21 protein-coding genes are annotated in these 25,235 nt (G+C 55.5%); 19 read left to right on the forward strand and 2 right to left on the reverse strand.

All coding sequences use genetic code 11. The features are described from left to right. The first annotated feature begins 20 nt into the window (after positions 1–20). The 12 genes from IPM31_03125 (at position 21) to IPM31_03180 (ending at position 13,955) form a co-directional block, all read left to right on the forward strand. On the forward strand, positions 21–3,260 hold the full coding sequence (locus IPM31_03125) for a HAMP domain-containing protein (protein MBK9005965.1): 3,240 nt from the start codon (positions 21–23) through the stop codon (positions 3,258–3,260). A 530-nt stretch (positions 3,261–3,790) separates the two neighbouring features. Continuing rightward, positions 3,791–5,740 (forward strand): APC family permease, encoded by a 1,950-nt coding sequence (locus IPM31_03130; protein ID MBK9005966.1) that lies wholly within the window; start codon positions 3,791–3,793, stop codon positions 5,738–5,740. Between the two features lie 82 nt (positions 5,741–5,822). Beyond that, on the forward strand, positions 5,823–7,781 hold the full coding sequence (locus IPM31_03135; GenBank protein MBK9005967.1) for an APC family permease: 1,959 nt from the start codon (positions 5,823–5,825) through the stop codon (positions 7,779–7,781). A 6-nt stretch (positions 7,782–7,787) separates the two neighbouring features. Next, the gene (locus IPM31_03140; GenBank protein MBK9005968.1) at positions 7,788–8,450 is read left to right on the forward strand and encodes a TrkA family potassium uptake protein; all 663 of its coding nucleotides are present in this window, start codon (positions 7,788–7,790) and stop codon (positions 8,448–8,450) included. A 1-nt stretch (position 8,451) separates the two neighbouring features. Continuing rightward, positions 8,452–9,150, forward strand: coding sequence for an NAD-binding protein (locus tag IPM31_03145; protein ID MBK9005969.1), 699 nt, complete (start codon positions 8,452–8,454; stop codon positions 9,148–9,150). 153 nt (positions 9,151–9,303) lie between these two features. After that, complete coding sequence (gene rpmH, locus IPM31_03150; protein MBK9005970.1) at positions 9,304–9,474, forward strand: 50S ribosomal protein L34; 171 nt, start codon at positions 9,304–9,306, stop codon at positions 9,472–9,474. A 27-nt stretch (positions 9,475–9,501) separates the two neighbouring features. Continuing rightward, positions 9,502–9,852: a ribonuclease P protein component gene (gene rnpA, locus IPM31_03155; protein MBK9005971.1), complete on the forward strand. Its 351-nt coding sequence runs from the start codon at positions 9,502–9,504 to the stop codon at positions 9,850–9,852. Positions 9,853–9,895: 43 nt separating this feature from the next. Continuing rightward, entirely contained in the window at positions 9,896–10,132 is a 237-nt protein-coding gene (gene yidD / locus IPM31_03160; GenBank protein MBK9005972.1) for a membrane protein insertion efficiency factor YidD, read from the forward strand. Positions 10,133–10,147: 15 nt separating this feature from the next. Next, positions 10,148–11,284 (forward strand): PQQ-binding-like beta-propeller repeat protein, encoded by a 1,137-nt coding sequence (locus IPM31_03165; GenBank protein MBK9005973.1) that lies wholly within the window; start codon positions 10,148–10,150, stop codon positions 11,282–11,284. A gap of 13 nt (positions 11,285–11,297) precedes the next feature. Beyond that, positions 11,298–12,170, forward strand: coding sequence for a membrane protein insertase YidC (locus IPM31_03170; protein MBK9005974.1), 873 nt, complete (start codon positions 11,298–11,300; stop codon positions 12,168–12,170). Positions 12,171–12,186: 16 nt separating this feature from the next. Continuing rightward, entirely contained in the window at positions 12,187–12,984 is a 798-nt protein-coding gene (locus IPM31_03175) for a protein jag (protein MBK9005975.1), read from the forward strand. Positions 12,985–13,097: 113 nt separating this feature from the next. Beyond that, the gene (locus tag IPM31_03180; GenBank protein ID MBK9005976.1) at positions 13,098–13,955 is read left to right on the forward strand and encodes a ribokinase; all 858 of its coding nucleotides are present in this window, start codon (positions 13,098–13,100) and stop codon (positions 13,953–13,955) included. Positions 13,956–13,967: 12 nt separating this feature from the next. Here IPM31_03180 and IPM31_03185 read toward each other — a convergent pair whose 3' ends face one another. Beyond that, positions 13,968–15,230, reverse strand: coding sequence for a cysteine desulfurase-like protein (locus IPM31_03185; protein MBK9005977.1), 1,263 nt, complete (start codon positions 15,228–15,230; stop codon positions 13,968–13,970). Between the two features lie 73 nt (positions 15,231–15,303). Here IPM31_03185 and IPM31_03190 point away from each other — a divergent pair, with 73 nt between their 5' ends. Next, on the forward strand, positions 15,304–15,726 hold the full coding sequence (locus IPM31_03190) for a universal stress protein (protein MBK9005978.1): 423 nt from the start codon (positions 15,304–15,306) through the stop codon (positions 15,724–15,726). Here the strand turns inward: IPM31_03190 and IPM31_03195 are convergent. After that, positions 15,689–16,309, reverse strand: coding sequence for a molybdenum cofactor guanylyltransferase (locus IPM31_03195; GenBank protein MBK9005979.1), 621 nt, complete (start codon positions 16,307–16,309; stop codon positions 15,689–15,691). The genes IPM31_03190 and IPM31_03195 overlap by 38 nt on opposite strands. 1,002 nt (positions 16,310–17,311) lie before the next feature. On the opposite strand from IPM31_03195, the gene IPM31_03200 reads away from it, so the two are divergent. The 6 genes from IPM31_03200 to IPM31_03225 all read left to right on the forward strand — a co-directional run bounded on the left by IPM31_03200 (position 17,312) and on the right by IPM31_03225 (position 25,202). Further along, a complete protein-coding gene (locus IPM31_03200) occupies positions 17,312–18,184 on the forward strand; it encodes an AmmeMemoRadiSam system radical SAM enzyme (protein MBK9005980.1) in 873 nt (290 codons plus the stop codon). Between the two features lie 147 nt (positions 18,185–18,331). Beyond that, positions 18,332–20,035 carry a peptide ABC transporter substrate-binding protein gene (locus tag IPM31_03205; protein MBK9005981.1) on the forward strand — a complete coding sequence of 568 codons (1,704 nt, stop codon included), beginning with the start codon at positions 18,332–18,334 and terminating at the stop codon, positions 20,033–20,035. An 84-nt stretch (positions 20,036–20,119) separates the two neighbouring features. Further along, positions 20,120–21,199, forward strand: a complete 1,080-nt coding sequence (locus IPM31_03210; GenBank protein ID MBK9005982.1) for an ABC transporter permease — start codon at positions 20,120–20,122, stop codon at positions 21,197–21,199. A 2-nt stretch (positions 21,200–21,201) separates the two neighbouring features. After that, positions 21,202–22,152 carry an ABC transporter permease gene (locus IPM31_03215; protein MBK9005983.1) on the forward strand — a complete coding sequence of 317 codons (951 nt, stop codon included), beginning with the start codon at positions 21,202–21,204 and terminating at the stop codon, positions 22,150–22,152. A gap of 221 nt (positions 22,153–22,373) precedes the next feature. Then, positions 22,374–24,092 (forward strand): peptide ABC transporter substrate-binding protein, encoded by a 1,719-nt coding sequence (locus tag IPM31_03220; protein ID MBK9005984.1) that lies wholly within the window; start codon positions 22,374–22,376, stop codon positions 24,090–24,092. A gap of 78 nt (positions 24,093–24,170) precedes the next feature. Beyond that, positions 24,171–25,202 carry an ABC transporter permease gene (locus IPM31_03225; GenBank protein ID MBK9005985.1) on the forward strand — a complete coding sequence of 344 codons (1,032 nt, stop codon included), beginning with the start codon at positions 24,171–24,173 and terminating at the stop codon, positions 25,200–25,202. Positions 25,203–25,235: the final 33 nt, after the last annotated feature.

Here is a 25,235-nt window from a genome sequence, read left to right on the forward strand (position 1 = left end):
ATTAACGCTATAATCTCAATATGCAGTTCATTGCGACCTTGCTGACGCGCCTGGCATACATCGATTCGCCCTCGCTGGCTGGGTGGCTGGTCTGGGTTGGGCTGGCGGGACTGCTCGTCTTTCTCCTATCGAGTTGGCGCAAATATCATTCGAAGATTTCACAGCGCAATATGTGGGTTTTCATCGCGCTTGCGTTTCTCACGCCCATCACAACGTTATTCCTCGGGTTGGAATTCTCATCAGGCGGAGCATTACCTGTGCCTGGCATTCCGGCTCAGGCGCCCGGTTCTACCGTGATGATCTTCTCCGCAATCCCGTGGACGTTGGCAGGCGGCTTGCTCGGTCCTTTTGCGGGAGCCGGCTTGGGCGTCTTAGGCGGGCTCTTGCGCGGCGTGTGGGATACGCATTCTATTTTTTCCATTATTGAATTTGGAATCCTCGGCGCGGCGTTCGCGGCAAACACACACCAGCGTTATCGCACCCCGCTCTATACCCTGCTTCGCCAGCCGCTCTTCAACGTTTTTATTCTCACCCTGATCCACGCGCTCTTGTTTATCGTCGGCGCGGTCACCAGCGTGTCGGCGTCGTCGGCGGAGCGACTCGACTACGCCTTCAGCAATGTGGGCGCGGCAAGTTTTGCTTTCGGCATCGAAATGCTCATCGCCGGGTTCGCCGCGCAGGTAATCTCTACGGTGTTCCCGAGGCTGTGGGGCGGGCGCAGCGCCTTGCAACCTTCGCCCGCCGAAAAGAGCATCGAGACGCGTTTTGTTTCCGGCGCGGGGGCGATCATCTCAACCCTGCTCATCTTGCTCCTCGTTGGCGCGTGGGTGGTGGCAGGCTCAGCCGCGCGCGGTTTGCTCGAAGACCGGCTCGCCAGCGCGGCGCAATTGAGCGCGCAAGCCATCCCGCAGTTTTTAGAATCGGGGCAAAGCCTCTCCTCGCAAATCGCATCCGACCCGCGCCTCGCGCAAGCAAGCGACGGCGAACTGCAAGCCGCTCTCGGCGAACTTATTCGCTCGGCGGCGTTTTTCAATCAGCTCGCTGTGGTGGATGTTTCCACAGCCTTGCCACTGACGAGTTACCCGGCGGAACCAGCCTTTCAACTGACAGACGGGGAAACTGCGGGACTCCCGCTTCTTTCGCAGGGGATTCTGAATCAACAACTTGCGCTTCCTCCCTCCGACCCCGGCGGACCCGCCCGCATCTCGTTCATCGCCGGCATCCCCAACTCTACCCGCGCCCTCATCGCCCGCACCGATCTCAACACAAATCCCACGCTTCGCTCGCTGACGCTCACCCTCAACGGGATGACCGAATTGAACGGCTCGGGCGTTCTGCTGGATGAACACGGGATTATCCTTCACCATTCGCAAACCGACCTGATCTTTAGCCAGTATCCCGGTGCGCGCAAAGACTCTCCAACTTTTTTCGATGAAACCTCGCCAAATGGCGCGCGGCAATTGGTGTATTACCAGCCGGTGTTTGGGTACCCATGGGCGGTGGTGGTGACAGCGCCTGCGCGGCAGGCGCAACAGATTGCGCTCGATATCGCCCTGCCCATCGCGTTGATGATCCTCCTGCTTGGCGCCATTGCCCTGATCGCGTTGAGTATCAGTTTACGCACAGTGACCGCATCTCTGCAAGACCTCGCCGCCGAAGCGAAATACATCTCCACCGGCAAACTGGACCGCCCGCTTGCCGCCTCGGGTGAAGACGAACTCAGCGACCTGCGTAACGCCTTCGAACACATGCGCGCCAGCTTGCAAGCCCGCATGGATGAACTCAACCGCCTGCTGGTTGTCAGCCGGGGGGCGGCTTCGAGCCTCACATTGGGCGAAGCCCTGCATCCGGTGCTGGAAGCCATCGTGGCAAACGGCGCCACTTCTGCCCGCATGATTTTAAGCCGTGAATTCCTCCCTCCGGATACGCCCTACCGCTTTGCCGACGGACTGGAACAGGATGTGTACATGCACCTCGATCATCAGATCGTGGCGCTCACCGAAACTCAGGAACGGGTGGTGATGGCAACTGTGGCTGGGAACCGCATTCTACTCATCGACCCGAACCTGCCGCGCCCTGAATCGTTGATCGCGCTGGCGTTGCGCCATGAAAACCGATACTATGGAACGCTCTGGGCGGCGTACGATAAACAGCACATCTTCACCGAGTCGGATCTGAAGTTCATGTCCACGTTGGCGAGTCAGGCGGCGCTGGCGGTGGCAAAGATTCGCCTCTTTATGACGGTGGAGACCAGTCGTCGTCAATTGGAGGCAATCCTCAATTCCACGCCGGACCCGATCCTCGTCACCGATGCGGCGAACCGCCTCATTTTGGCGAACCCGGCCGCCGGTCAGGCATTAGGCGTGATCATCCGTCCCGGTGAGCGCGCGGATACCGAGAGGACGATCCAGGTAAAAGCGTTGCACGATATCCTGCGCGCCTCCTCCACCGAGCAGATTTCGGCAGAGATCGCCATGCCGGATGGCAGGACGTATCTCGCCATGACCTCGCCCATGATCGCGGACGAGAAGATCACCGGGCGCGTGTGCGTTCTGCGCGATGTGACGCAACTGAAGGAGATCGATCAGCTTAAATCGGATTTTGTCGCGACGGTGAGTCATGACCTGCGTTCACCGCTCACGTTGATGCGCGGGTATGCCACCATGCTTGAAATGGCGGGCGCCTTGAACGACCAGCAGAAAAATTATGCGCGCATGATCGTGCAGGGCGTGGATAATATGGCGAAATTGGTCAACAACCTGCTAGACCTCGGGCGCATCGAGTTTGGCGTGGGCTTGCAAGTGGAGACTGTCCCCGTGCTCGATATCCTCGAGCGCGTAACCGGCGACTTGCAAATGCAAGCCAAACAGAAGAACATCTCGCTGGGGGTGGAACTGCCACGCGACCTGCCCCATGCCATCGAAGCCGATCAGGCATTGTTGCATCAGGCGTTATACAACCTTGTCGAAAACGCGATCAAGTACACTCCCGAAGGGGGCGCGGTCACCGTTCATGTGGATCCGCGACCCGACGGTTCGTTGATCTTCGCCGTGCAAGACAGCGGCATCGGTATTTCGGAGGAGGATCGCAAACGCTTGTTCGAAAAGTTCTATCGCGGCACCAACCGCGACGCGCTCATGCAACGCGGCACCGGGCTGGGGCTGGCTATTGTCAAATCCATCGCGGAGAGGCACGGCGGCAAGGCATGGGTGGAAAGCGAACTGGGGAAGGGAAGCGTTTTCTTTTTGCAGATCCCCTGAAACAATGGAGCGGCTACCAGGACAGATCAAAACATCTTTGCCACCGAGAACGCCGAGCCGATTGAGAAGAATCTCTTAACGCTCTGCGGATTCTGCGGCGTACCCATACGCAAGTCGCCGCTCCTCTGACACCAGGGCTTTCTTAAAGTCGCGGTTAACGATCTCTTTGGACACGGATTGCACGGAAGTCACGGATTTCTCCGTAACAAACGGAAGAAAATCCGTCCAATCCGTGAAATCCATGAACGAAAAAAGGGCATGGTTTGACTTTAAGAAAGCCGTGTCTCTGACACAGGGAGCGCTCAAAGGTTGTATATAATCCAACAGACAAACCACAGAGTCACCGAGTCACGGAGTTTTTTTAATTGTTTTTCTCCGTGTTTCCGTGACTCCGTGGTTAGGGTTTCCTGCTGTAGTGAAACTCATCTACATACTTTTAGCGCACCCCTGACACACGAGAGTAACGCGGATTCGTAAAACAGACGTATAATGCAAACCCTCGCCGTAGCGCGGGGATTCTTTTTGCAATCATGAGCCATCACAAAAATACAGCCTCCACTCAGTTCATCCGCCGAACGGCAAAACATCCCTCTTCAAGCCTCAGTCATTATTTGTTAGGGCGCCCTCTCTCCACAGCCGACGCGGCGCATGAGACCATCGGCAAAAGCGTGGGGCTGGCAGTCTTTGCGGCAGACGCGCTATCCTCCACCGCCTATGCCACGCAGGAAGTTCTGGTTATTCTCGCCGGCGCGGGGACGCTTGCCTTCGGTTATGTTTTTCCCATTTCCATTGTGATCGTCGCGTTGCTCGCCATTGTGGTGCTGTCCTACGAACAGATCATCCACGCTTATCCCGGTGGCGGCGGCGCATACATTGTCGCCTCGGATAATCTTGGGAAAATCCCGGCGCTGGTTGCCGCGGCGGCATTGCTCACCGATTACATCCTGACCGTTTCTGTGTCCATTTCCTCCGGTGTGGCGCAGATCGTTTCGGCATACCCGCAATTGTTCGATTATCGAGTCGCCATGTCGGTATTCTTTGTCGTCCTGATCATGGTGATCAACCTGCGCGGCGTGAGAGAATCGGGGGCGGCATTTGCCATTCCGAGTTATTTCTTCATTGTGATGATGTTGTTCTTGATCGGGACCGGGCTTTTCCGTTTGGCGACCGGTTCGCTTGGCGCGGTGGTCAACCCGCCGGAGATCGAACACGTGGATGAACTGACCGGGATCAGCCTGTTCTTATTGCTCCATGCTTTTTCAAGCGGCACCACCGCCATGACCGGCGTGGAAGCCATCTCGAACGGCATTACGGCTTTCAAAGAACCGCGCAGTAAAAACGCCGGCATCACTTTGATCTGGATGGCTTGTGTTCTGGGCGTCCTTTTCATCGGCATTTCTTTCCTCACGAGAGAAATTCAAGCCGTGCCGTCTGAAACAGAAACCGTCATCTCGCAACTTGCCCGGACGATCTTCAACGGGCAGGGGATTCTGTATTTAGGCGCAATTCTCGGCACAACCGTCATTCTCATCCTTGCCGCGAATACCGCTTTTGCCGGGTTCCCACGTTTAAGCGCCCTGCTTGCCGGTGACGGGTTCATGCCGCGCCAACTGACTTACCGCGGAAGCCGCCTTGTCTATTCATACGGGATCATCGCGTTGGGGGTGGCGGCATCCATTCTCATTATCATCTTTCAAGCGAGCGTAACGCGCCTCATTCCACTCTATGCCATTGGCGTATTTCTATCGTTCACACTGGCGCAGGCAGGCATGACCCGGCGCTGGTGGCGTTCGGGGAAATTGGATAAGACGGTTCAACCCGAAGATCACAATCGTCCGCATCCTTTGCATTACGACAAAAGATGGTTCGTCAAGATGATCAGCAACGCATTGGGCGCGCTCTGCACCGCGCTGGTGGTCGGCGTATTTGCGGTGACAAAGTTCCATGACGGGGCATGGATCGTCTTAATTCTCACTCCCATTTTGATCGGGATCTTTCTGTGGATTCACCGTCACTACGCCAATATGGCAAGCCGTCTCTCGCTGGAAAATTACGGCGAGCCGCCGCCCTATAACGCGCGCCATCGCGTGATCGTGCCGATCAGCGGCGTGCATCGCGGCACGCTTGCGGCTCTGCGGTATGCGCGGATGTTGTCGGACGATGTGACCGCCGTGCATGTTTCGATGGAGCCGGAGGACACGGAAAAGGCGCAACATAAATGGGCAAAATGGGGACGCGGAACGCGCCTCGTCATCCTTGATTCGCCTTACCGCCTCTTCGTGGAGCCGTTGCTGAGTTATATCAATGAGATTTTATCCAGCCGCCAACCCAACGAAACCATCACCATTGTTGTTCCGCATTTTGTGGCGGAGACGAAACTCCATAACGCGCTTCATATGCAGACCGCCGAACTATTGCGCCGCGAACTGCTCGAAACCCCCGGCGTGGTGATCACCGAAGTCCCCTATCAAATCCCTTAGCCATCCAACGCGTTTGTTGATTTAGAATATAATCATCGCGCTCCTCCTGAAGCGGGGCGTTTTTGGCAGACAAGAGAAATACATGTTAAGCCCGGAAAAAAAACAAACAGAAATCTTAAGGCGGCAAAGCGACTACCAGCCGCCGCGTTCCCTAAGTCATTGGTTTATTGGAAGACCGTTATCCACAGCCGACGCGCCTCACCAGACTATCGGTAAGCGTGTGGGGCTGGCAGTGTTCGCGTCGGATGCGCTGTCGTCCACCGCCTATGCCACGCAGGAAATCCTGGGCGTGCTGACGGTGGCGGGCGCGGTCGCGCTTTCGTTCGTATTCCCCATTTCCATTGCCATCGTCATCCTCTTGTTGATCGTCACGATCTCCTACGAACAGACGATTCACGCCTACCCCGGTGGAGGCGGCGCCTATATCGTTTCAAGGGATAACCTGGGCGAATCTGCGGCGCAGGTGGCGGGCGCGGCGCTTCTCATGGATTACATTTTGACCGTCGCGGTGTCCATCTCCTCGGGCGTGGCGCAGATCGTATCCGCTTATCCGGCGCTCGACGCTCATCGCGTTGTGTTGGGTGTGGCGGCGGTTTTTATCGTCATGCTGGTCAACTTGCGAGGGGTGAAAGAATCAGGCGCGGCGTTCGCCATTCCAACTTATTTCTTTGTCGTCATGATGTTCATCACAACCGGACTGGGACTGTTCCGTTATTTCAACGGCTCGTTGGGAACTGTGATCGATCCCCCCGAAGTTCATCTGATACACACGCTGGCGCCGGTCACCGCGTTTCTGTTGTTGCACGCGTTCGCCAACGGCACAACCGCGCTCACCGGGGTGGAAGCCATCTCGAACGGCATTACCGCGTTCAAGGAACCCCGCAGTCGGAACGCGGGCATCACTTTGATCTGGATGTCGATCATCCTTGGCGCGCTATTCCTCAGCATTTCCTTTCTCACCGGTCAGATCGGCGGCGTGTTCTCCGAAGAGGAAACGATCATCTCTCAACTCACACGCACCGTCTATGATGGGCGCGGACTCATGTATCTTGGCACGATGGCGGCTACAACCGTGATCTTGCTCATGGCGGCAAATACGGCGTTTGCAGATTTTCCGCGTTTGAGCGCGCTCGCCGCCGGCGACGGTTTCTTGCCGCGTCAACTCACGTTTCGCGGAAGCCGCCTCGTGTATTCGAATGGGATCGTCACCCTTTCGGTCATTGCCTCCATTCTGATCATCCTGTTCAAAGCCAGCGTCACTTTATTAATTCCGCTGTATGCCATCGGCGTGTTTCTCTCATTCACCTTGTCGCAATCTGGCATGGCGAGGCGTTGGTGGAAGATCGGACGATTAAAAGAAGGCGAAGAGATCGTTGAACAAGGCTCAACCCTCAAATACGAGGCAGGCTGGCGGCACAAAATGTTCATCAACGGGTTCGGCGCCGTCTGCACCGCCGTAGTGATGATCGTATTTGCCGTGACGAAATTCCGCGAGGGCGCGTGGATCGTATTGATCCTCATCCCCTTACTGGTGACCATCTTCTTTACCATCCATCGCCATTATAAAGAACTGGCAAAATATCTTTCCCTCGATAAGTTCGGCGGTTTGCCGCGCCGCCAGTCGCGTCACCGCGTGATCATGCCGGTGAGCAGTGTCCATCAAGGAACGCTGGAAGCCCTGCGTTACGCAAAGTTATTATCCGACGATGTGACCGCCATCCATGTTTCCATCGATCCGGCAGAGACGGAAAAGGTGCAGAAGAAATGGAAGCTCTGGGGCGAAGGGACGAGATTGGTCATCCTTGATTCTCCCTTTCGGCTTTTCGTCGAACCCCTGCTCGATTATATCGAGGATATTTTGGAACGCCGCCAGGCGAACGAGACCATCACCGTGGTTGTGCCCGAGTTCATTCCATCAAAGCGCTGGCATAATGCGTTACACATGCGCACCGCGGACCTTCTGCGGCAGGAATTATTATCAAAACATAACGTCATCGTCACCGACGTTCCTTATCAAGTTTACAAGGAAGAGAAGGAGTAATCGATCATGAAATTTATCGTTGTGGGATGCGGCCGCGTCGGCGCGGAACTGTGTTATCACCTGTTCACGAGCGGCCATCAGGTCGTAGTGGTGGATAGCCGCCGAGAAGCCTTCAACCGCCTCCATCCCGATTTTCGCGGACGCACGCTCGAAGGCGAAGGTTTGGCGGAAAGCGTGCTCGAACGCGCCGGCATTCAAGAAGCCGATGGGCTTGCCGCTGTAACGAATTCAGACACCCTGAATGCGGTTGTGGCTCATACCGCGCGCGCCTTCTACAAAGTACCCAACGTGGTGGCGCGCAATTACGACCCGAACCTGCGCTCGGTCATCGAAGCGTTTGGGTTGCATACGGTGGGTTCCACGTATTGGGGCGCGCAACGCGTGGAGGAATTATTGATGAACCCTTCGCACCGCGCGGTCTATTCCGCTGGCAACGGCGAGGTGGAAGTGTACGAGATCATCATTCCCGAATTATGGAACGGTAAAACGGTTGGAGATTTGCTGTCTTCGCTGAAGCAATGCTACCCTGTGGCGCTTTCGCGCGCCGGCAGAGCATCCTTGCCGGAGATGGGCACAACCCTTCAAACCGGCGACCTGCTCAACGTCAGTTCCACGTTCGAAGGGATTGGCGCGTTGTCGGCATTACTCACCGGAAAGGCGGAGGCGTAACATGTTCGTATTGATCGCCGGCGGCGGGCGCACGGGCACGCGCCTCGCCAGTTTATTAGTGAATCAAAATTACAAAGTCCGTCTCATCGAGCATCGGCGCGAGTTGCTCACGCACCTGCACCAGGAACTGCCCACCGAGGTGATCTATGAAGGGAACGCGGTAGACCCCGGCGTGCTCGAGGCGGCAGGCGCGCGAGAAGCGCATGTGGTTGCCGCGGTCACCAGCGAAGACGCGACCAACCTTGCCATGTGTTTTGTCGTCAAGACCATGTTCGAGGTGCCGCGCACGATTGCGCGCGTGAACAACCCGGTGAACGCCTGGCTGTTCAACGACACATTCAAGGTGGATGTGGCGTTGAACTCGGCGGATGTGCTGGCGCATTTGATCCAGGAAGAAATGTCGCTGGGCGACATGATGACGCTCTTCAAGATCCGCCGCGGACATTATTCGGTGGTGGAGGAAAAAGTGCCGCCAGGGGCAAAAGCCATTGGCGTTGCGCTCAAAGATTTGGCGTTGGCGGAGCATTGCGTGATCGCGGCGATCATCCGCGACGGTGTGATGACCTTGCCGCGCGGCGACAGCGCCTTGCAGGAAAACGACGAGATCATCGCGGTTGCCAGCCCGGAGGGCGCGCAAAAACTCGCGGAAATACTCGCGCACCCGGTCTACCCGGTCCGCAATGGGAACAAAAAAGAATAGGCGGCGAACCAAGCCTCCCCTGCGAAGGAAGCGGTGGGAAATCCACCAAGGAATCTCCCGCCGATTCCAAATTGACCGAATCGGAAGCCCTACGGTATAATGTCGTGCCGCTTTGAAAGCGACAGCCATTATTTTTGAAACGAGGAACGAAGAATGACCAAACGTACGTACCAACCGAAAATTCGCCGCCGCGTGCGCGTGCATGGCTTTCGCAAGCGCATGGCTACGGCAGATGGACGCGCCGTGCTCAAGCGCCGCCGCTTGCGTGGTCGCGCGCAGTTGACCAAGACCGCCAACAACCACGTGAAAAAAGTCCGCTGGTAGGCGGCAGAAAGCGCGTTGAGGCTGTGGGTGCAGAGAAAATTTCGTCTGACCCGGTCTGAAGATTTCAAGCGGGTGCGGCGTTCCGGCAAGTCCTATGCCCACCCGCTTGTCGTTTTGATTGTCGAAAAAAAACAGCAAGGCAATTTGCGAATCGGGGTCGCGGCGGGGCGATCGGCCGGCACGGCTGTGCGACGCAACCGGGCAAAGCGGCTCTTGCGCGAAGCGATGCGCACGCTGACCCCAAGCCTTGCCCTTCACGCCGATTTGATCCTAATCGCCCGTTCGGGGTTAGCCTCCGCCACCCTTGCAGACACACGCTCCGCCTTGCTCAACCTGTTGCAACGCGCGCGCTTGATCTCACCCCCGCATGAATCCTGAATTTCATTTACATGATTATTCGCACGAGCCGCGTCTGCGCGATATGCCGCGCACGATCTGGAACTTGCCGCGTCTCGGATTGTTATCAGTGATCCGGCTTTACCAAATGACCATCTCAAAAGGGATGCCGGCAAACACCTGCCGGTTCTATCCATCTTGCTCGCATTACGGTTATCAGGCAATCTATAAATACGGCGCATTCAAAGGTTTGGGCATGGCAACCTGGCGCGTGTTACGATGTAACCCGTTCAATCCCGGGGGATACGACCCCGTCCCATAGGAGTATCGATCATTCATGAGAAAGAAATTTGTATTCATCTCTATCATCCTGCTCGCGGCTGTTTTTCTGAGCGGGTGCACAGGAGCCGTGGCATGGCCCGGTTTATCTGCCAGCGGCGACGTGGCGTATTTGGCAAATACCAACACGGTCTATGCGGTGGACGCGAAAAGCGGAAAGCAATTATGGAAGTTCTCTGGTGAAAGTTCCGGTGGAATTTTTTCGTTCGGGAAAAGCCCAAACATGTACATTACCAACCCGGTGGTCACCGACGATGGGCTGGTGATCGTGCTCGATTCGAGCAGCAAGCACATTATGTATGCGTTAGACCCGAACGATATTGATCTGGAAAAGCAGACCCCCAATATCAAATGGAAGTTTTCAGCCGTGAAGGGATTATGGATCGCCCCGCCGCTTGCCATCGGCGACCGCCTGTTCGCGCCAAACTCGGACGGCAAGGTATATGTGCTAGACCTGGCAGACGGCAAATCTGAAAAACAAGCCATCGAAGCGATCACGGTATCCGAATCAGCCAAGGAGGAAGCGCGCTTGTGGGCGCAACCGGTCACAGACGGCGAGCGTATCTTCGTCACCTCGCTGGATAAAAGCGTGATCGCCATCGATCTCGAAACGTATGAAATCCTCTGGCACGAAGACCTCGGCGGCGCGGTGCCCGGCGGCGCGGCGCTCGGAGCAGACGGGATGTTGTACGTGGGTTCGCTCGCCAAACAACTGGAACGCTTCGACCCGGTCACCGGCGCGCACGAACCGGTGTTGAATACCAAAGGCTGGATCTGGGGAACCCCGGTTGCCAGCGGAGATACTTTGTATTTTGGCGATGTGGAAGGGTATGTCTATTCCTTCAACACCGCGAGCGGCGCGCTCAACTGGGAAGCGCAACCCGACTCCGCCATTACCGCCAGCCCGCTGGTGTACGGCGACCAAGTTCTGGTCGCCACCGAATCGGGCGGCGTTTATTCCTTCAATGCCGATGGCGATTTTGAGGAATGGTACAAGCCTGCCGACAAAGGCAAGGCTTACACCACCCCTGTTGTGGCAGGCGACTTTGTGCTTGTCGCCTATTTGGAATCGGATTATTATCTCGTAGCCCTCGATGCCGAAAGCGACGAGAAATGGACCTTCTCAGGAAAGTAAGAGCAACCGACCCATGAAAAACACCGGTAATCAAACCCAGGCGCAACGACCCGAACTCCCGCAGGGCTTCGCCACCGAATCGTTGAAAACCATCGCGGTCATCGCCATACTCGTATTGGCGTTCACCAATTTCAGCGCGGTGATCAACTTCGTCGTAAATATTTTGATCTTCATCTACACCTTTGTCGGTAAAAACTTCGGCATTGCCATCATCCTGCTCACGGTCTTGATCCGCCTCGTCACCTGGCCCCTCAACGCCCAGCAGATGAAAGGCGCCAAAGCCATGCAAGATATGCAGAACGACAAGGACTGGCTCGCCATTCAGAAGAAATACGCCAAAGACCGCGAAAAACTCGCGCAGGAACAGATGCGCATCTACCGTGAAAAAGGCATCAACCCGTTCGGTTCCTGCCTCCCCACCCTCATTCAATTCCCGATCCTGTTCGCCCTCATCCCAAGCATCACCTACGCGATCGGTTCCACGCCGTTGAGCATTCTCAAACTTTCGAATAGTTTGTACTCGTTTCAGGATGTGGCTTCGCTGGTGCCGCTCAACAGCAAATTCTTGTGGATCGACCTCGGCTTGCCCGAACGCACCGTCATTTTTGGGGTGGGCATTCCGATTCTGGCGCTCACTGTGGCGCTCACCACTTACATTCAGAGCAAACTCACCATGCCGGTCTCCTCGAACCCCGGCGACCAATCTGCCGCGACGGCGCGCATGATGAGCATCTATATGCCGGTCATGTTATTTCTATTCTCGTACAACTATGCCTCCGGGCTTTCCATCTATTTTGTCGCCAGCAATATCTTGAGCATCGTGCAATATGCCTTAATGGGCAAAGTGAACTGGCGCAACCTGCTCCCCGGCGGGCAAAAATCCTAACTTCAAGGAGGCGGGCATGAACGAAAGAACCACACTCGAGATCATCGCACCCACTGTCGAGGAAGCCCTCGCGCAAGGGTTGGCGCAACTGGGTCTCACCGCAGACCGTGTCAGCATCGAGGTGTTGGATGCCGGCACAAAAGGGTTGTTCGGGTTGGGCAAAACGCAAGTGCGGGTCAAGTTGACGGTGATCCCCGAAGGCGAGACGCCGGCGGCTACGGAAGAGCCAGCCAAACGGGCGACAGAAGCGAAGTCGCGCGCGGTTCAACCGCAGGGGACGCCTGCCCCAGTCCAGCCGGTAGAATCCCAGCCTGTTGAAAAATCGCAGGACGAGATCGAACATGATGTCGTGCTCGATAAGACCGAAGCCGCTATTTCAAAGTTGATCCATTTAATGAATCTCGAGGCTCAAATCTCGGCGCATTACAATGAGCGCGACCGCGACGGGCGGCGCAACATTCACGTGGATATTCGCGGCGAAGACCTGAGCGTGCTGATCGGGCGTCATTCAGAGACGTTGAACGCCTTTCAATACATCGCCTCGCTGGTGGTCGGTAAAGAAGTGGGCGAATGGGTGCAGTTGTCGGTGGATGTAGAAGGGTATCGCAACCGCCGCGAAAAGCAATTGATCCAGATGGCGATGCGCATGGCAGACCAGGTTGCCAAAAACGGGAAGAAGCAATCGCTCGAACCCATGCCCTCCGGCGAGCGGCGCATCATCCACATTGCTCTGCGCGATCACCCCGATGTAAAAACCGAAAGCGCCGGCGTGGAGCCTCACCGCAAAGTGACGATCGTTCCGAAACACGAATAGCGCGTCACGTCTGCGCGGCAAGACAGGCATATCTTTCTACTTTCTACTTTCTACTTTCTTCGTGAAAGAGGACAGTAGAAAGTTTTGTTTAACTCTCACGGTATAATCCGCCCATGCCCAATCTCGATTCACTCGAAGCGGTGGAATATCTTGCGGTGGGTCATGTGGCGCATGATCTAACGGCGAATGGAGCGAGGCTCGGCGGGACCGTTGCCTACTCCGCGTTGACGGCGCGCGCCTTGGGGATGAAGGCGGGCATCGTTACCGCGGCTGGCAAAGAAACCCCGCTCGGCGCGTTGGATGGAATTCCTATCATTTCAATTGAATCCCCGCACAGCACAACCTTTGAAAATATGTACACCGATCGGGGGCGCGTTCAATATGTGCGCGCGCAAGCCTCAAGCATCGGCTTTGATGCGGTTCCACCCTTATGGCGCAAGGCTTCGATCGTTCATCTCGCGCCGATTGCCAATGAAATGGATCTGCCCTTGCCCGAAGTGTTTTCGCCCGCATTACTCGGCGTCACTCCGCAAGGATGGATGAGAGGCTGGGAGGCAGACGGACGCGTCTCGCGCAGTGAATGGTTGAATTCGGAATCCGTTTTACAAAAAGCAAACGCGGTGGTCGTCAGCCGCGAGGATGTGAACGGCGACCACGAACTCATCGAACAGATGGCGCATCAAACGCGGATGCTGGCGGTCACCGAAGGCGCGGAGGGATGCGTCTTGTATTGGAACGGCGACCGCCGCCGCTTCCGCGCGCCCGAAGTAAAAGAAGTGGATGCGACCGGCGCGGGCGATGTGTTTGCAACGGCGTTTTTTATCCGTTTGTTAAGAACGCGCGACCCATGGGAAGCGGCGCGCTTTGCCACACTGCTCGCTTCTCATTCCGTTACGCGCGTTGGGCTGGAGGGAATCCCCACGCAAGCCGAAATCGAATCTTGTTTGATGGAAGTGTTACAGGCAAGGTAACTCTTGCGGCGCTTAAGTTGAGGCGATCTCGAGCAAGGCGTCTTTGAGCCGGGCAACTTCATCCAATGTGTTGTAATGAGCGGCGCCCACCCGCACCATTCCGCCCTGTTCTTCCACGCCAAGCCGTTCAGAGACGTTGAGGGCATAGTAATTCCCATCCCATACAAAAATTCCCTGCTGGGCGAGTTTTTCCGCCACCACGCGCGGATGCATATCCTTCAAGCGGAAGGAAAATGTGGCCACGCGCTCATCCAACCGGCGCTCGTCATTCAACCCGTAGAGCCGCAATCCGGGCACAGCATTGAGGGCGGAGAGAAGCGCCCTGCTCAGTTCGATCTCATACGCATGAATGGCTGACATTGCCTTCTTGAGTTCCAGCCGGCGTCCGTGATACTTGTCTTTAGCAAGACCCGCCTCGAACTCGCCGCCAAATTCCCTGCCAACCCATTCGAAGTATTCGATCGCGCCCAAGACCCCGGCAATGCCTTCGTGGTTTTGGGTACCGGTTTCAAATTTTCCCGGAAGGTGATTGGTGGCGGGGCGCACTTTGTAGGCGAAGAGGTTTTCCAGCAAATCGCGCTTCCCATATAAGATGCCCGCATGAGTGCCGAAAAATTTATAGGCGGAAGAGATCAGGAAATCGCAATCCAACTGTTGCACATCAATGGGACCGTGCGGCGCGTATTGGACCGCGTCGATATACACGACCGCGCCGGCTTCATGCGCCATGTCGATCAGCTTCTTCACCGGATTGATCGTGCCCAGTGAGTTCGAGGCGTAGCCAACCGCAAACAGTTTGGGTTTTCGGGCAAGCGCTTTCTGCGCCTCATCCAGGTTGAGGGTGCCTTCTTCCACGTCAAAGTTCACCCAATTGACGTTGACTCCGCGATCTTGCGCCGCCAACACCCAGGGCGTTACGTTGGCGTCGTGGTCCAGGCGGGTGACGACGATCTCATCGCCTTCCTTCCACTCGCGCGAGAGAGAGCGGCTGAGATGGAGGGTGATGGTGGTCATATTATTGCCAAAGACAATTTCCTGATCCGATGCCGCATTGTAAAAATCAGCCATGGCGCGATGCGCCTCGTCCAACACCGCATCGGAGGCGATACTTGTGGCAAACGCGCCTTCGTGATTGGCATTGCTCTCGATCAAGTAACGGTTGATACGGTCAAGGGATGGTTGCGCGATCTGGGTCCCGCCCGGGTTGTCGAGAAAAATCGCGGGTCGGTCGAGCGCGGGGAACTGCCGGCGGACAAGATTGACATCGAATGACATCTTTATGCTCCTCTGATCAGATTCAAACGTTGGTTATGTACAATTTAATTGTACACCACGAAAAGGAGGCGTCATGTTTAACCATATCCTGCTGGCTGTAGACGGTTCGGAGCATTCGCTCAATGCCGCGCAAACGGCATCTCAACTGGCTCGTTCCATGAATTCCGCCGACCTGCGGATCGTCGTTGTATACGATTCTGTTCCGCCGCTTCTGGGCGACCCAGACTTTCAAGTCATTCTCAATGCCCGCCTCGATGAAACGGAGAAAATTTTACAAAGCGCGGTGAAAACGGTCGGAGAGGTTCCGTCCACGGTTTCAACGGAGACCATTGCAGGCGATCCGGCAGAAGCGATCATCAAGATCGCCGAGACTCGCAAATGCGACCTGATCGTAATGGGTTCGCGCGGACTGGGACGTTTGGCGGGTTTGGTACTGGGAAGCGTCAGCCAGAAAGTGGTCAGTCACGCTCCCTGCCCGGTGCTGATTGTGAGGTAGCCAGTTCTTCAGCCCGCGCAAATTCTTCGGGCGTGTTCACGTTCCAAAAGGCGAGGCCGGCAGGGTCGGCGGATTTGATTTCTTCGGGGGTCAATACCCTGACCTTCACGCGCGGGAACCATGCGATCACTCTCCACTGATCGGCGTGGATGGCGGATTCAATGGCTGGCAGGCAGGTCTCGCGGCGATAGAGCGCGTGAAGCGGCTCGTAGCCTTCTTCCCCTTGGGCAATAACCACGTCCGCGTTTTCGTCATCCATGATTTTGAGGGCGGCTTCGATGAGGTTCGCGCTGGCAAAGGGCATGTCGCAGGCGACGACTGCAACCAGCGGATGTGCGGCGGAGGAGATTGCGGTGTAGAGTCCGCCGAGGGCGCCGCGACCCGGCATCACGTCGGGAAAGAGGCGCAACCCAAGGAAAGAAAAATCGTCGGGGCGATTCGTCGTCACGATGAGTTCATCTGCCATCGGTTCGAGTCGATCTACGACACGTTGGATGAGAGGGCGTCCGAGAAAAAGTTTTAGCGCTTTGTCTTCGCCCATGCGCGAGGACGCGCCGCCAGCCTGTATACAAACGGTGAGCATGGGTGTATTATACGTGACGAGGCTGTGATGACGAGTTCAATCGGCGAGTTATTGGATACGCTGACCGTGACGGGGGAGTTGTATGAAAAATTGCCCAACAAGGAATTACGCTGTTTCGCATGCGGGCATCGCTGTGTGATCCGCGAGGGCAAGCGGGGGATTTGTCAGGTGCGCTTCAATCGCGACGGGGAACTGCGCGTGCCGCATGGATACGTTGCCGCCCTTCAAAGCGACCCCGTTGAGAAGAAGCCGTTCTTTCATGTGCTACCCAGCGTCAACGCGTTGACGTTTGGGATGTTGGGTTGCGATTATCACTGCGGGTATTGTTTTACGGGGGAAACGATGGTCATTACGAATCGAGGACCGATTGAGTTGCAATCTGCTTTTGAATTAGGCGAAAAGAGAATTAAACAGCCCGATGGAGAGATTTCGTTTCCTGCTGGCTTGAAGGCAATTACTTCGTCTGGCGGTTTGCGCGATGTGAGAGGCGTGTTCCGCCATTCATATCAGGGCGATCTGGTTCGGATCACACCGTATTACCTGCCTGCGCTTCGCTGTACGCCTGATCATCGGGTGTATGCCACTGACGATCAGAATAAAAAACCCTATATGATTCAGGCGAAAGAATTGACATGCAATCACTATCTGGTTGTGCCAAGAAGATTTCAATTTTCCTTTTTAGAGTCTGTTGATGCAATGGAATATATCCGATACCAATCCCGAAGGGATGTAAAGGTTGTAGAGGATAGTTTGAACGCAGTGTCTCAACCCCGTCAGGGGTGGCATACCGCGGAGGAGCATGTCATCCCTTCGGGATTAGGGATTCAGATGCGAATGCCAGTTAGAATCCTGCCATCCCTTCGGGATTATTTGGATGCTTCTTCATTCACGGCTTATATCCAGAACGATAATACCGAATGTAAGATTATCGAAACTGATGACTTCTATCTCATTCCTTTGATTGGGATAGAAAAAGAGCCGCTAAAAGGTGATGTGTTCAACATGGAAGTGGATGGAGAGCATAACTATCTGGCGAATTTCCTCCTTGTGTCGAATTGTCAAAACTGGCTGACCTCCCAAGCCATGCGCGACCCGTCTTCGGATGTTTCGGTGAATTACATTCGGGAGATTTCGCCGCAAGAAATGGTTGATTACGCGAGAAAAACAAACGCTTCGATTGTTGTCTCTTCATACAACGAGCCGTTAATAACAAGCGAATGGGCGGTGGAGATCTTCAAAGAAGCGAAGAAGGCGGGATTGATGTGCGCGTACGTCTCGAATGGAAACAACACGCCCGAGGTGATGGACTACATCCGCCCGTATATCTCAGCCTACAAAGTGGACTTGAAATGTATGCAAGATAAAAATTATCGCAAACTGGGCGGCGTCCTGCAAAACACGCTGGATGGAATTAAACGCGCGCATGATTCGGGTGTATGGGTGGAGATCGTGACTCTGACAATTCCAGGCTTCAACGATTCGAATGAAGAGTTGTGGGAGGCGGCGCGATTCATCGCGGGCGTTTCAAAGGATATCCCCTGGCATGTGACCGCGTTCCATAAAGATTATAAAATGACCGACCCCGATAACACCGACGCGAAGACTCTTTTGCGCGCGGCAGACATCGGGCGCGAAGCGGGTCTGCGATTCGTGTACGCGGGGAATCTGCCGGGACAGGTTGGGGAGTATGAAGATACGTTTTGCCCGGCGTGCAACTCTAAACTCGTGAAGCGACGGGGTTATATCATTCAGGAGTACCGTATTACAGGCGAAGGAAAATGCCCGCAATGCGGTACAAAAGTTCCCGGGTTGTGGCATAAAAACCCCTCTCAAGTAGCGTTAAACGGGTTGGGCATGCCTTTGCCCGTTTACTAATCATTCTTTTGCTGTATAATCTGCCCATTATCCGAAAGGAGGCATCCTCTCGTAAAGTCATTCCAATCTCCCCACCTGTGAAAGTTGAACAATCCAAACCAAATTTCTCTTAGGAGGAGAAACGTGAAACGAAACCTATTTAGTCTGATGTCACTGCTCGTTCTCGCGAGCATGATCCTTGCGGCGTGCGGCGGCGGAGCAACCGAAGCCCCTGCGGCGACCGAGGCGCCTGCTACTGAAGCGCCCGCGGCAACCGAAGCGCCTGCTACTGAAGCCCCGGCCGCGTATGAAGGCATGAAAGTGGAAGCTCCCAGCTGTGATTACGGCGGCGGGATGAAATCCATCGAAGCGGTGGATGAATTCACCGTGAAGCTCACGCTCTGCGCGCCCGATCCAGCTGTTCCGGCGAAAGTGGCGTTCTCGTCTCTTGGCATTCAACCCAGTGAGTATCTTGAATCCACCGGCGGCACCGGCGATCTGCTCGAGAAGCCGATCGGCACGGGTCCCTACAAGCTCGAATCGTGGGAACGCGGCAACCAGATCGTGTTCACCCGCAATGATGCATATTGGGGTGAACCCGCCAAGAGTCCGACCCTCGTGTTCCGCTGGGGTTCTGAATCTGCCCAGCGCTTGCTCGAACTTCAATCTGGGACCGTTGACGCGATTGATAATGTGGGTCCAGATGATTTTGCAACCGTACAGGGCGATTCATCTCTTAACTTGATCGCTCGTCCTGCGTTGAATGTCATGTATATCGGTATGACCAACACCTTCGCACCGTTCGATAACGAACTCGTGCGCCAGGCATTTGCCCAAGCCATTGACCGCCAACGCATTGTGGATAACTTCTACCCCACTGGCTCAGAAGTTGCTTCGCACTTCACTCCTTGCTCCATCCCGAATGGCTGTGCCGGTGAAGCATGGTACGACTTTAATGTGGACGCCGCCAAAGCCTTGCTTGAACAGGCTGGTTATGGCGCGAGCAACCCATTCCCCACCGTCAAACTCAGCTACCGCAATGTTGTCCGCGGTTACCTGCCCGATCCCGTCATTGTGGCGCAGGATATTCAGGCGCAGTTGAAGGAAAACCTCGGCGTGACGGTTGAGATCGTAGAAATGGAATCCGGCGCGTTCCTCGATGCCGCCAATTCCGGTCAACTCGATGGTATGCACCTGCTCGGCTGGGGCGCGGACTTCCCGGATGTGGTCAACTTCCTCGACGCGCACTTTAGCGCCGCGGCGTTCAATCAGTTCGGTACTCCGTTCGATGACATCACCGACAACCTGACCAAAGGCGGACAACTCGCCGCAGAAGCCGATCGCGAACCCTTCTACGCCGCCGCCAATAACGCCATCAAAACGCATGTTCCGATGATCCCTGTGGCGCATGGTGGTTCCGCAATTGCCTTCAAGGCGGCTGTGGAAGGCGCTCATGCCAGCCCGCTCAGCACCGAGATCTTCGCGGTGATGGGTGTTCCCGGACAGGACACCTTCGTGTGGATGCAGAACGCCGAGCCCATCTCGCTTTATTGTGCGGATGAGACCGACGGCGAATCCCTGCGGGCATGCGAGCAGGTGACGGAACCGCTTCTTTCCTACGAAATCGGCGGCACCGCCACAGAAACCGGCGGTTTGGCTGAATCCTATACGGCAAGCGACGACCTCACTGAGTGGACCTTTACACTCCGCCAGGGCGTTACCTTCCACGATGGCTCCTCGCTGGATGCCAACGATGTTGTGCTCTCGTATGCCGTGCAATGGGATGCCGCTCATCCGCTTCACAAGGGCAACACCGGCGCGTTCGAATACTGGACGTATCTGTTCGGCGCTTTCTTGAACGCTCCTCAATAAGCCTTGTGCTGGTTCTGTAAGACCAAATGAACGATCCCCGACAGGGATGACAACACATCCCTGTCGGGGTTTATCAAAATATCCATGACAACGTACATTCTCCGCCGTTTCTTCCTTAGTATTCCCGTTCTTATTGGTATATTATTTGCCACCTTTGCGCTGGCGCGTTTGATCCCTAGTGATCCATGCCGCGCGATGTTGGGGGAAAAAGCCACCGATGAGGTCTGCGATCAATTCCTCAAACGCCATGGTTTAGATAAACCGATCCCCGTTCAATTCGTTGTGTACATGGGCGAAGTGTTGCAAGGCGACTTTGGAACATCGTTCCGCTTTTCGTTGCCGGTGACAGAGATCATTATTCAACGCCTGCCGATCACCGTTGAACTGGCATTTTCGGCGTTGATGTTGAGCATGATCGTTGGAATCTCATTGGGGATCATTTCCGCGGTCCGTCACAACTCATGGGTGGATGTTGTGACCATGTTGTGGGCAAACATCGGCGTTTCGATGCCGGTCTTCTGGCTGGGGTTAATGCTGGCGTACGTTTTTTCACTCACGTTAAAAGACACACCATTTCAACTGCCTCCATCGGGGCGTCTCTCTCCGGGGTTGATCCCTGCCCCATTCTATGAAGTGTGGAAGCTGCAGTTGACGGAAGGAACCTTCGCTTTTACGGCGGCAGATTTTATTTCTCGAATGCATATTTTCAACAGTCTTCTTTCCAGCGATTACAAAACATTGAAGGATGCCGTTCAGCACATGATCCTGCCGGCGCTTGCGCTTTCGACCATACCCACCGCCTTGTTCGCGCGGATGACGCGCTCCTCGATGCTCGAAGTATTAGGGCAGGATTACATCCGCACGGCGCGCGCCAAGGGATTAAAACAGAGAGTGGTCGTTTTGAAACATGCGTTGCGGAACGCCCTGCTACCTATCGTCACGGTTATTGGCTTGTCGTTAGGCAGTTTGCTCGGCGGCGCAGTGTTGACCGAAACCGTGTTCAATTTAGCGGGCGTCGGGCGCATTTTATACGAAGCCATCACTGCCCGCGATTATGGGATCGTACAGGCGTTCACGGTAGTGATCGCGGTGTTCTTCGTGATGTTGAACCTGCTCGTCGATCTCTCTTACGCGTATCTTGACCCGCGCATACGGTTGAATTAATCATGGTAGCCAATATCCCAAAACTAGATGCAGAAGCGGTTTCACTCGAATCAGTCAGTCTGTGGAGCATCACACGCAGCAGGCTCCTCCGCCGCAAGTCTGCTGTTGTTGGCATGGTCATTCTGGGAATCTTGATCTTCGTCGCGTTGACTGCCCAATGGCTGGCGCCGTACGATCCTACGAAATCCATGCTGGATATAAAAGATTATGCCGGGGAAACGCAAAAACGATTGCCGCCCTGCATTCACGCATTTGGTTGCCCGAAAGAAAATCCGCAACATCTCATGGGGCTGGATGGAAACATCCGTGATGAATTCAGCCGCATGTTATACGGCGCGCGCTTAAGTTTGGTGATCGGCTTTTCCACGGTCACATTTTCCATTTTGGTTGGCACACTTTTGGGCGCGTTGGCTGGTTACATGGGTGGATGGACGGATAACATCATTATGCGCGTGATGGATGTTCTGCTGGCGTTTCCGTCGCTGTTGTTAGCCATCGCCATCGTCACGGTTCTGGGACCTGGACTGGTCAATGCCTTGCTTGCCATTGGCATTGTTTCGATCCCGGCGTATGCGCGTGTGATGCGCGGCAGTGTGCTTTCAGTGCGCGAGATGGATTACGTGTCTGCCACGCGTTCTTTGGGGGGAAACACGTACGAAATTCTCTTCAGACGCATCCTCCCCAACGCGTTGACGCCGTTGATCGTGCAGGGGACTTTGGGAATTGCCTCTGCCATTTTGGAGACGGCGGCTCTTTCGTTCCTCGGGCTGGGGGCGCAACACCCGACGCCGGAGTGGGGCTCGATGTTGGGCGCAGAGCGCAATCAGGTGTTCACCGCGCCGCATCTTGTTTTCTATCCCGGACTCGCGATCATGTTAACCGTCCTTGCTTTCAACCTGCTCGGCGATGGTCTGCGCGACGCGCTCGACCCGCGCCTGGCGCACGTCAGTTAGAGAACGCCGAAGTCGCGTATCAAGCCGCCCGTCGGAAGGATCGTCTTCATCCGCTGGCGGAAAGATGATTGCTATTTCATTTTTCAGCGTCCAAAAAAATTACTTTTGTTGATTACGGATCAAGCCTAATGTATATAGCAGGAGGTTGCCCGGCACAGATGTCTCTCTACCCGTTTACCCACGCATCGAAAAACCGAATCCATCTTTCTTGGAGGAGAAACATGAAACGAAACCTGTATGTTTTACTGTCCCTGCTTGTACTTGTGAGTATGACACTGGCGGCATGTGGTGGAGGCGCCGAAACCGAACCCCCAGCCGTGGCAACCGAACCGGCGGCGCCCGAAGCGACAGAACCCGCCGCCACCGAACCGGCGGCGCCCGTTCAGAGCGGTATCGCGGTCGTGACCTTCGTACAACAACCAACCACGCTCAGCCCTCTCTATCAAACTCAATGGTTCTCGAGCATTACCACGCAACTGTGGTTGAAAGGCTTGTGGTCGTTCGACTCAGATAACAACCCAGTCCTCGATATTGCCGCCGAACTGCCCACTGCCGAGAACGGCGGTATGAGCGCGGACGGTATGACTCTGACGATCAAATTGCGCGACGATGTTCTGTGGAGCGACGGCGAACCCGTGACCGCGAATGATTTCGTCTTTACCTATGAGATGTTCGTGTCGGATAAGAATGTCGTGAGTAGTACTTACCCTTATGCGGATTATGTGACCAGCATGGAAGCGCCCGACGATCACACGCTCGTGGTGAACTTCAATGCCCCGTTCGCCGCCTGGTTGACCACGTTATTCAATACCGGTGTCTTGCCGGAACATGTGCTGCGCCCGGTGTTCGAAGCGGACGGCACGCTCGATAACGCGGCGTGGAATACCGCGCCGACGGTCGGTGTCGGTCCGTTCGTGTTCAAAGAATGGGAAACTGACAGCCACTTGATCTTCGAAGCGAACCCGAATTGGATTCACCCGGCGAAGTTGCAACAGGTGTTCATCCGCATTGCGGACGATGCCGCGCAAGAGGTTGCCATTCTGGCAGGCGACACGGACATTGGGACTTTCCTCGATTGGTCGCAAGCCGATGCCATCAATTCGAGCGGCAAAGCAAAATTTGTGACGCAACCGTCCGGCTACGATGAAGGCTGGTTTTTGAATTTCGATCCTGAAACCGCTCACCCCGCCATGCTGGATGTGAATGTGCGCAAGGCGATCGTCATGGCGACCGACCGCGAAAAGATCGTAAACGACCTGCTCGGAGGACTGACGACCGTTCCCGCCACGTTCTGGGACAGCACTCCCCCATATGGAAACCCCGACATTTCACCTTATCCCTACAATGCGGAGGAAGCGGGTAGCCTGCTCGATACGGCTGGCTGGGTTGATTCCAATGGCGATGGCACGCGCGATAAAGACGGCGTGGAACTGGTTCTGCGCTACATCTCGAACCAGCGTCAGTTGCGCAAGGATGTGCAAGCCGTTGTCCAACAGATGTGGGCGCAGGTCGGCATCGGTGTCGAATTAGTGAACTATGGCGACGATTTCTTCAACAGTTACGCGGACGGCGGACCGATTGCTACCGGCAACTATGATATTGCCGAATGGTCGGACGTGACCAGCTTCCCCGACCCGGAGCAATCCTCTTACTGGCTGTGCTCGCAAGTTGTGGGACCGGATAACCCGGACGGCGGAAACTGGCAAGGCTACTGCAACCCCGAACTGGACGCGTTATTCGACCAGCAAGCCACCGAGACCGATCCGGAAGCCCGCAAGCAACTTTATTATCAGATCGGGCAGATCATGTTCGACGAAGTGGTCTGGGTGGGCATGTGGAAAGACCCCGACCTGTGGGCTGTAAGCAACCGCCTGCAAGGAGTGAAATTCTCCGGGGCATCGCCATTCTGGAACGCAAACGAATGGTCGATTAGCGAGTAACTCAACAAACGAAATGGCGGACAGGGCGATCCAACAAGTCACCCTGTCCGTCGCTTTGTTTCAACACAGGCGGTCGTCATGGTCAACTACATCCTTCGGCGTGTCCTCCAGTCCATCCCTCAGCTCTTCCTGATCAGTCTGGTATTGTTCCTGTTGATGCAGGCATTCGGCGACCCGATCGCTTCGCTGGGAGTGCGCACGCCTCCGAAACCTGCCGACAGAGAGCGCCTCCGCCGCCAATTGGGGCTGGATCAACCCGTTTATGTTCAATATGTAGTGTGGCTCGCCGGCAATGATTGGATGAAGATCGACATGGATGGGGACGGCATTCCTGAAACGCCGGGCAAGCGCCTGGGCGTGTTGCGCGGCGACTTTGGAAATTCGCTCATCAACAAACGCCCCGTTTCCGAACTGGTTACCGAACGGTTGCCCAACACTTTGCTTTTGATGGGAGTGGTGGAGATCGTCATCATTGTTTTTTCGCTTGCCTTCGGGGTGTATTCGGCAGTGCGTCAATATTCGTTATTCGATAACCTGTTCACCGGGTTCTCATTCATCGGTTACGCCATGCCAATTCCCCTGTTGGCATTATTGCTCATGTACTTATTCAGCATCAATTTCAAAGAATGGGGCTTGCCGTACCTCCCCACGGTCGGCATGTTCGACCCGCAGGTGGGGCGCACACCTGGGCAGATCGCCCTGCACATGATCCTGCCGGTGGTTTCCCTCTCGATCATCAGCATTGCCGGGTATAGTCGTTACGTGCGTTCCTCCATGTTGGAAGTGCTCGGCTTGGATTACATCCGCACCGCGCGCGCCAAAGGATTGCAAAAGCACATCGTCGTCATCAGACATGCCTTACGTAATGCGACACTGCCGTTCGTCACGCTCATCGGTCTGGATATTCCCTTTCTGCTTGCCGGCGCCGTATTGACCGAAACCATCTTCGCCTGGCCCGGCACCGGGCGGCTGTTTGTCACATCCATCTCCCAATCGGATTTCCCGGTATTGATGGGTATCTTAATGATGACCGGTTTGGCGGTGGTGTTTTTTCAACTCGTTACCGACATCGCCTACTCGTTCCTCGACCCGCGCATCCGAATCGCATAACCGGGAGATGCCCGCATGACGACCATCACACTC

The organism is Candidatus Defluviilinea gracilis, from assembly GCA_016716235.1.
In the GTDB taxonomy this organism is placed as follows: Bacteria; Chloroflexota; Anaerolineae; order Anaerolineales; family Villigracilaceae; genus Defluviilinea; species Defluviilinea gracilis.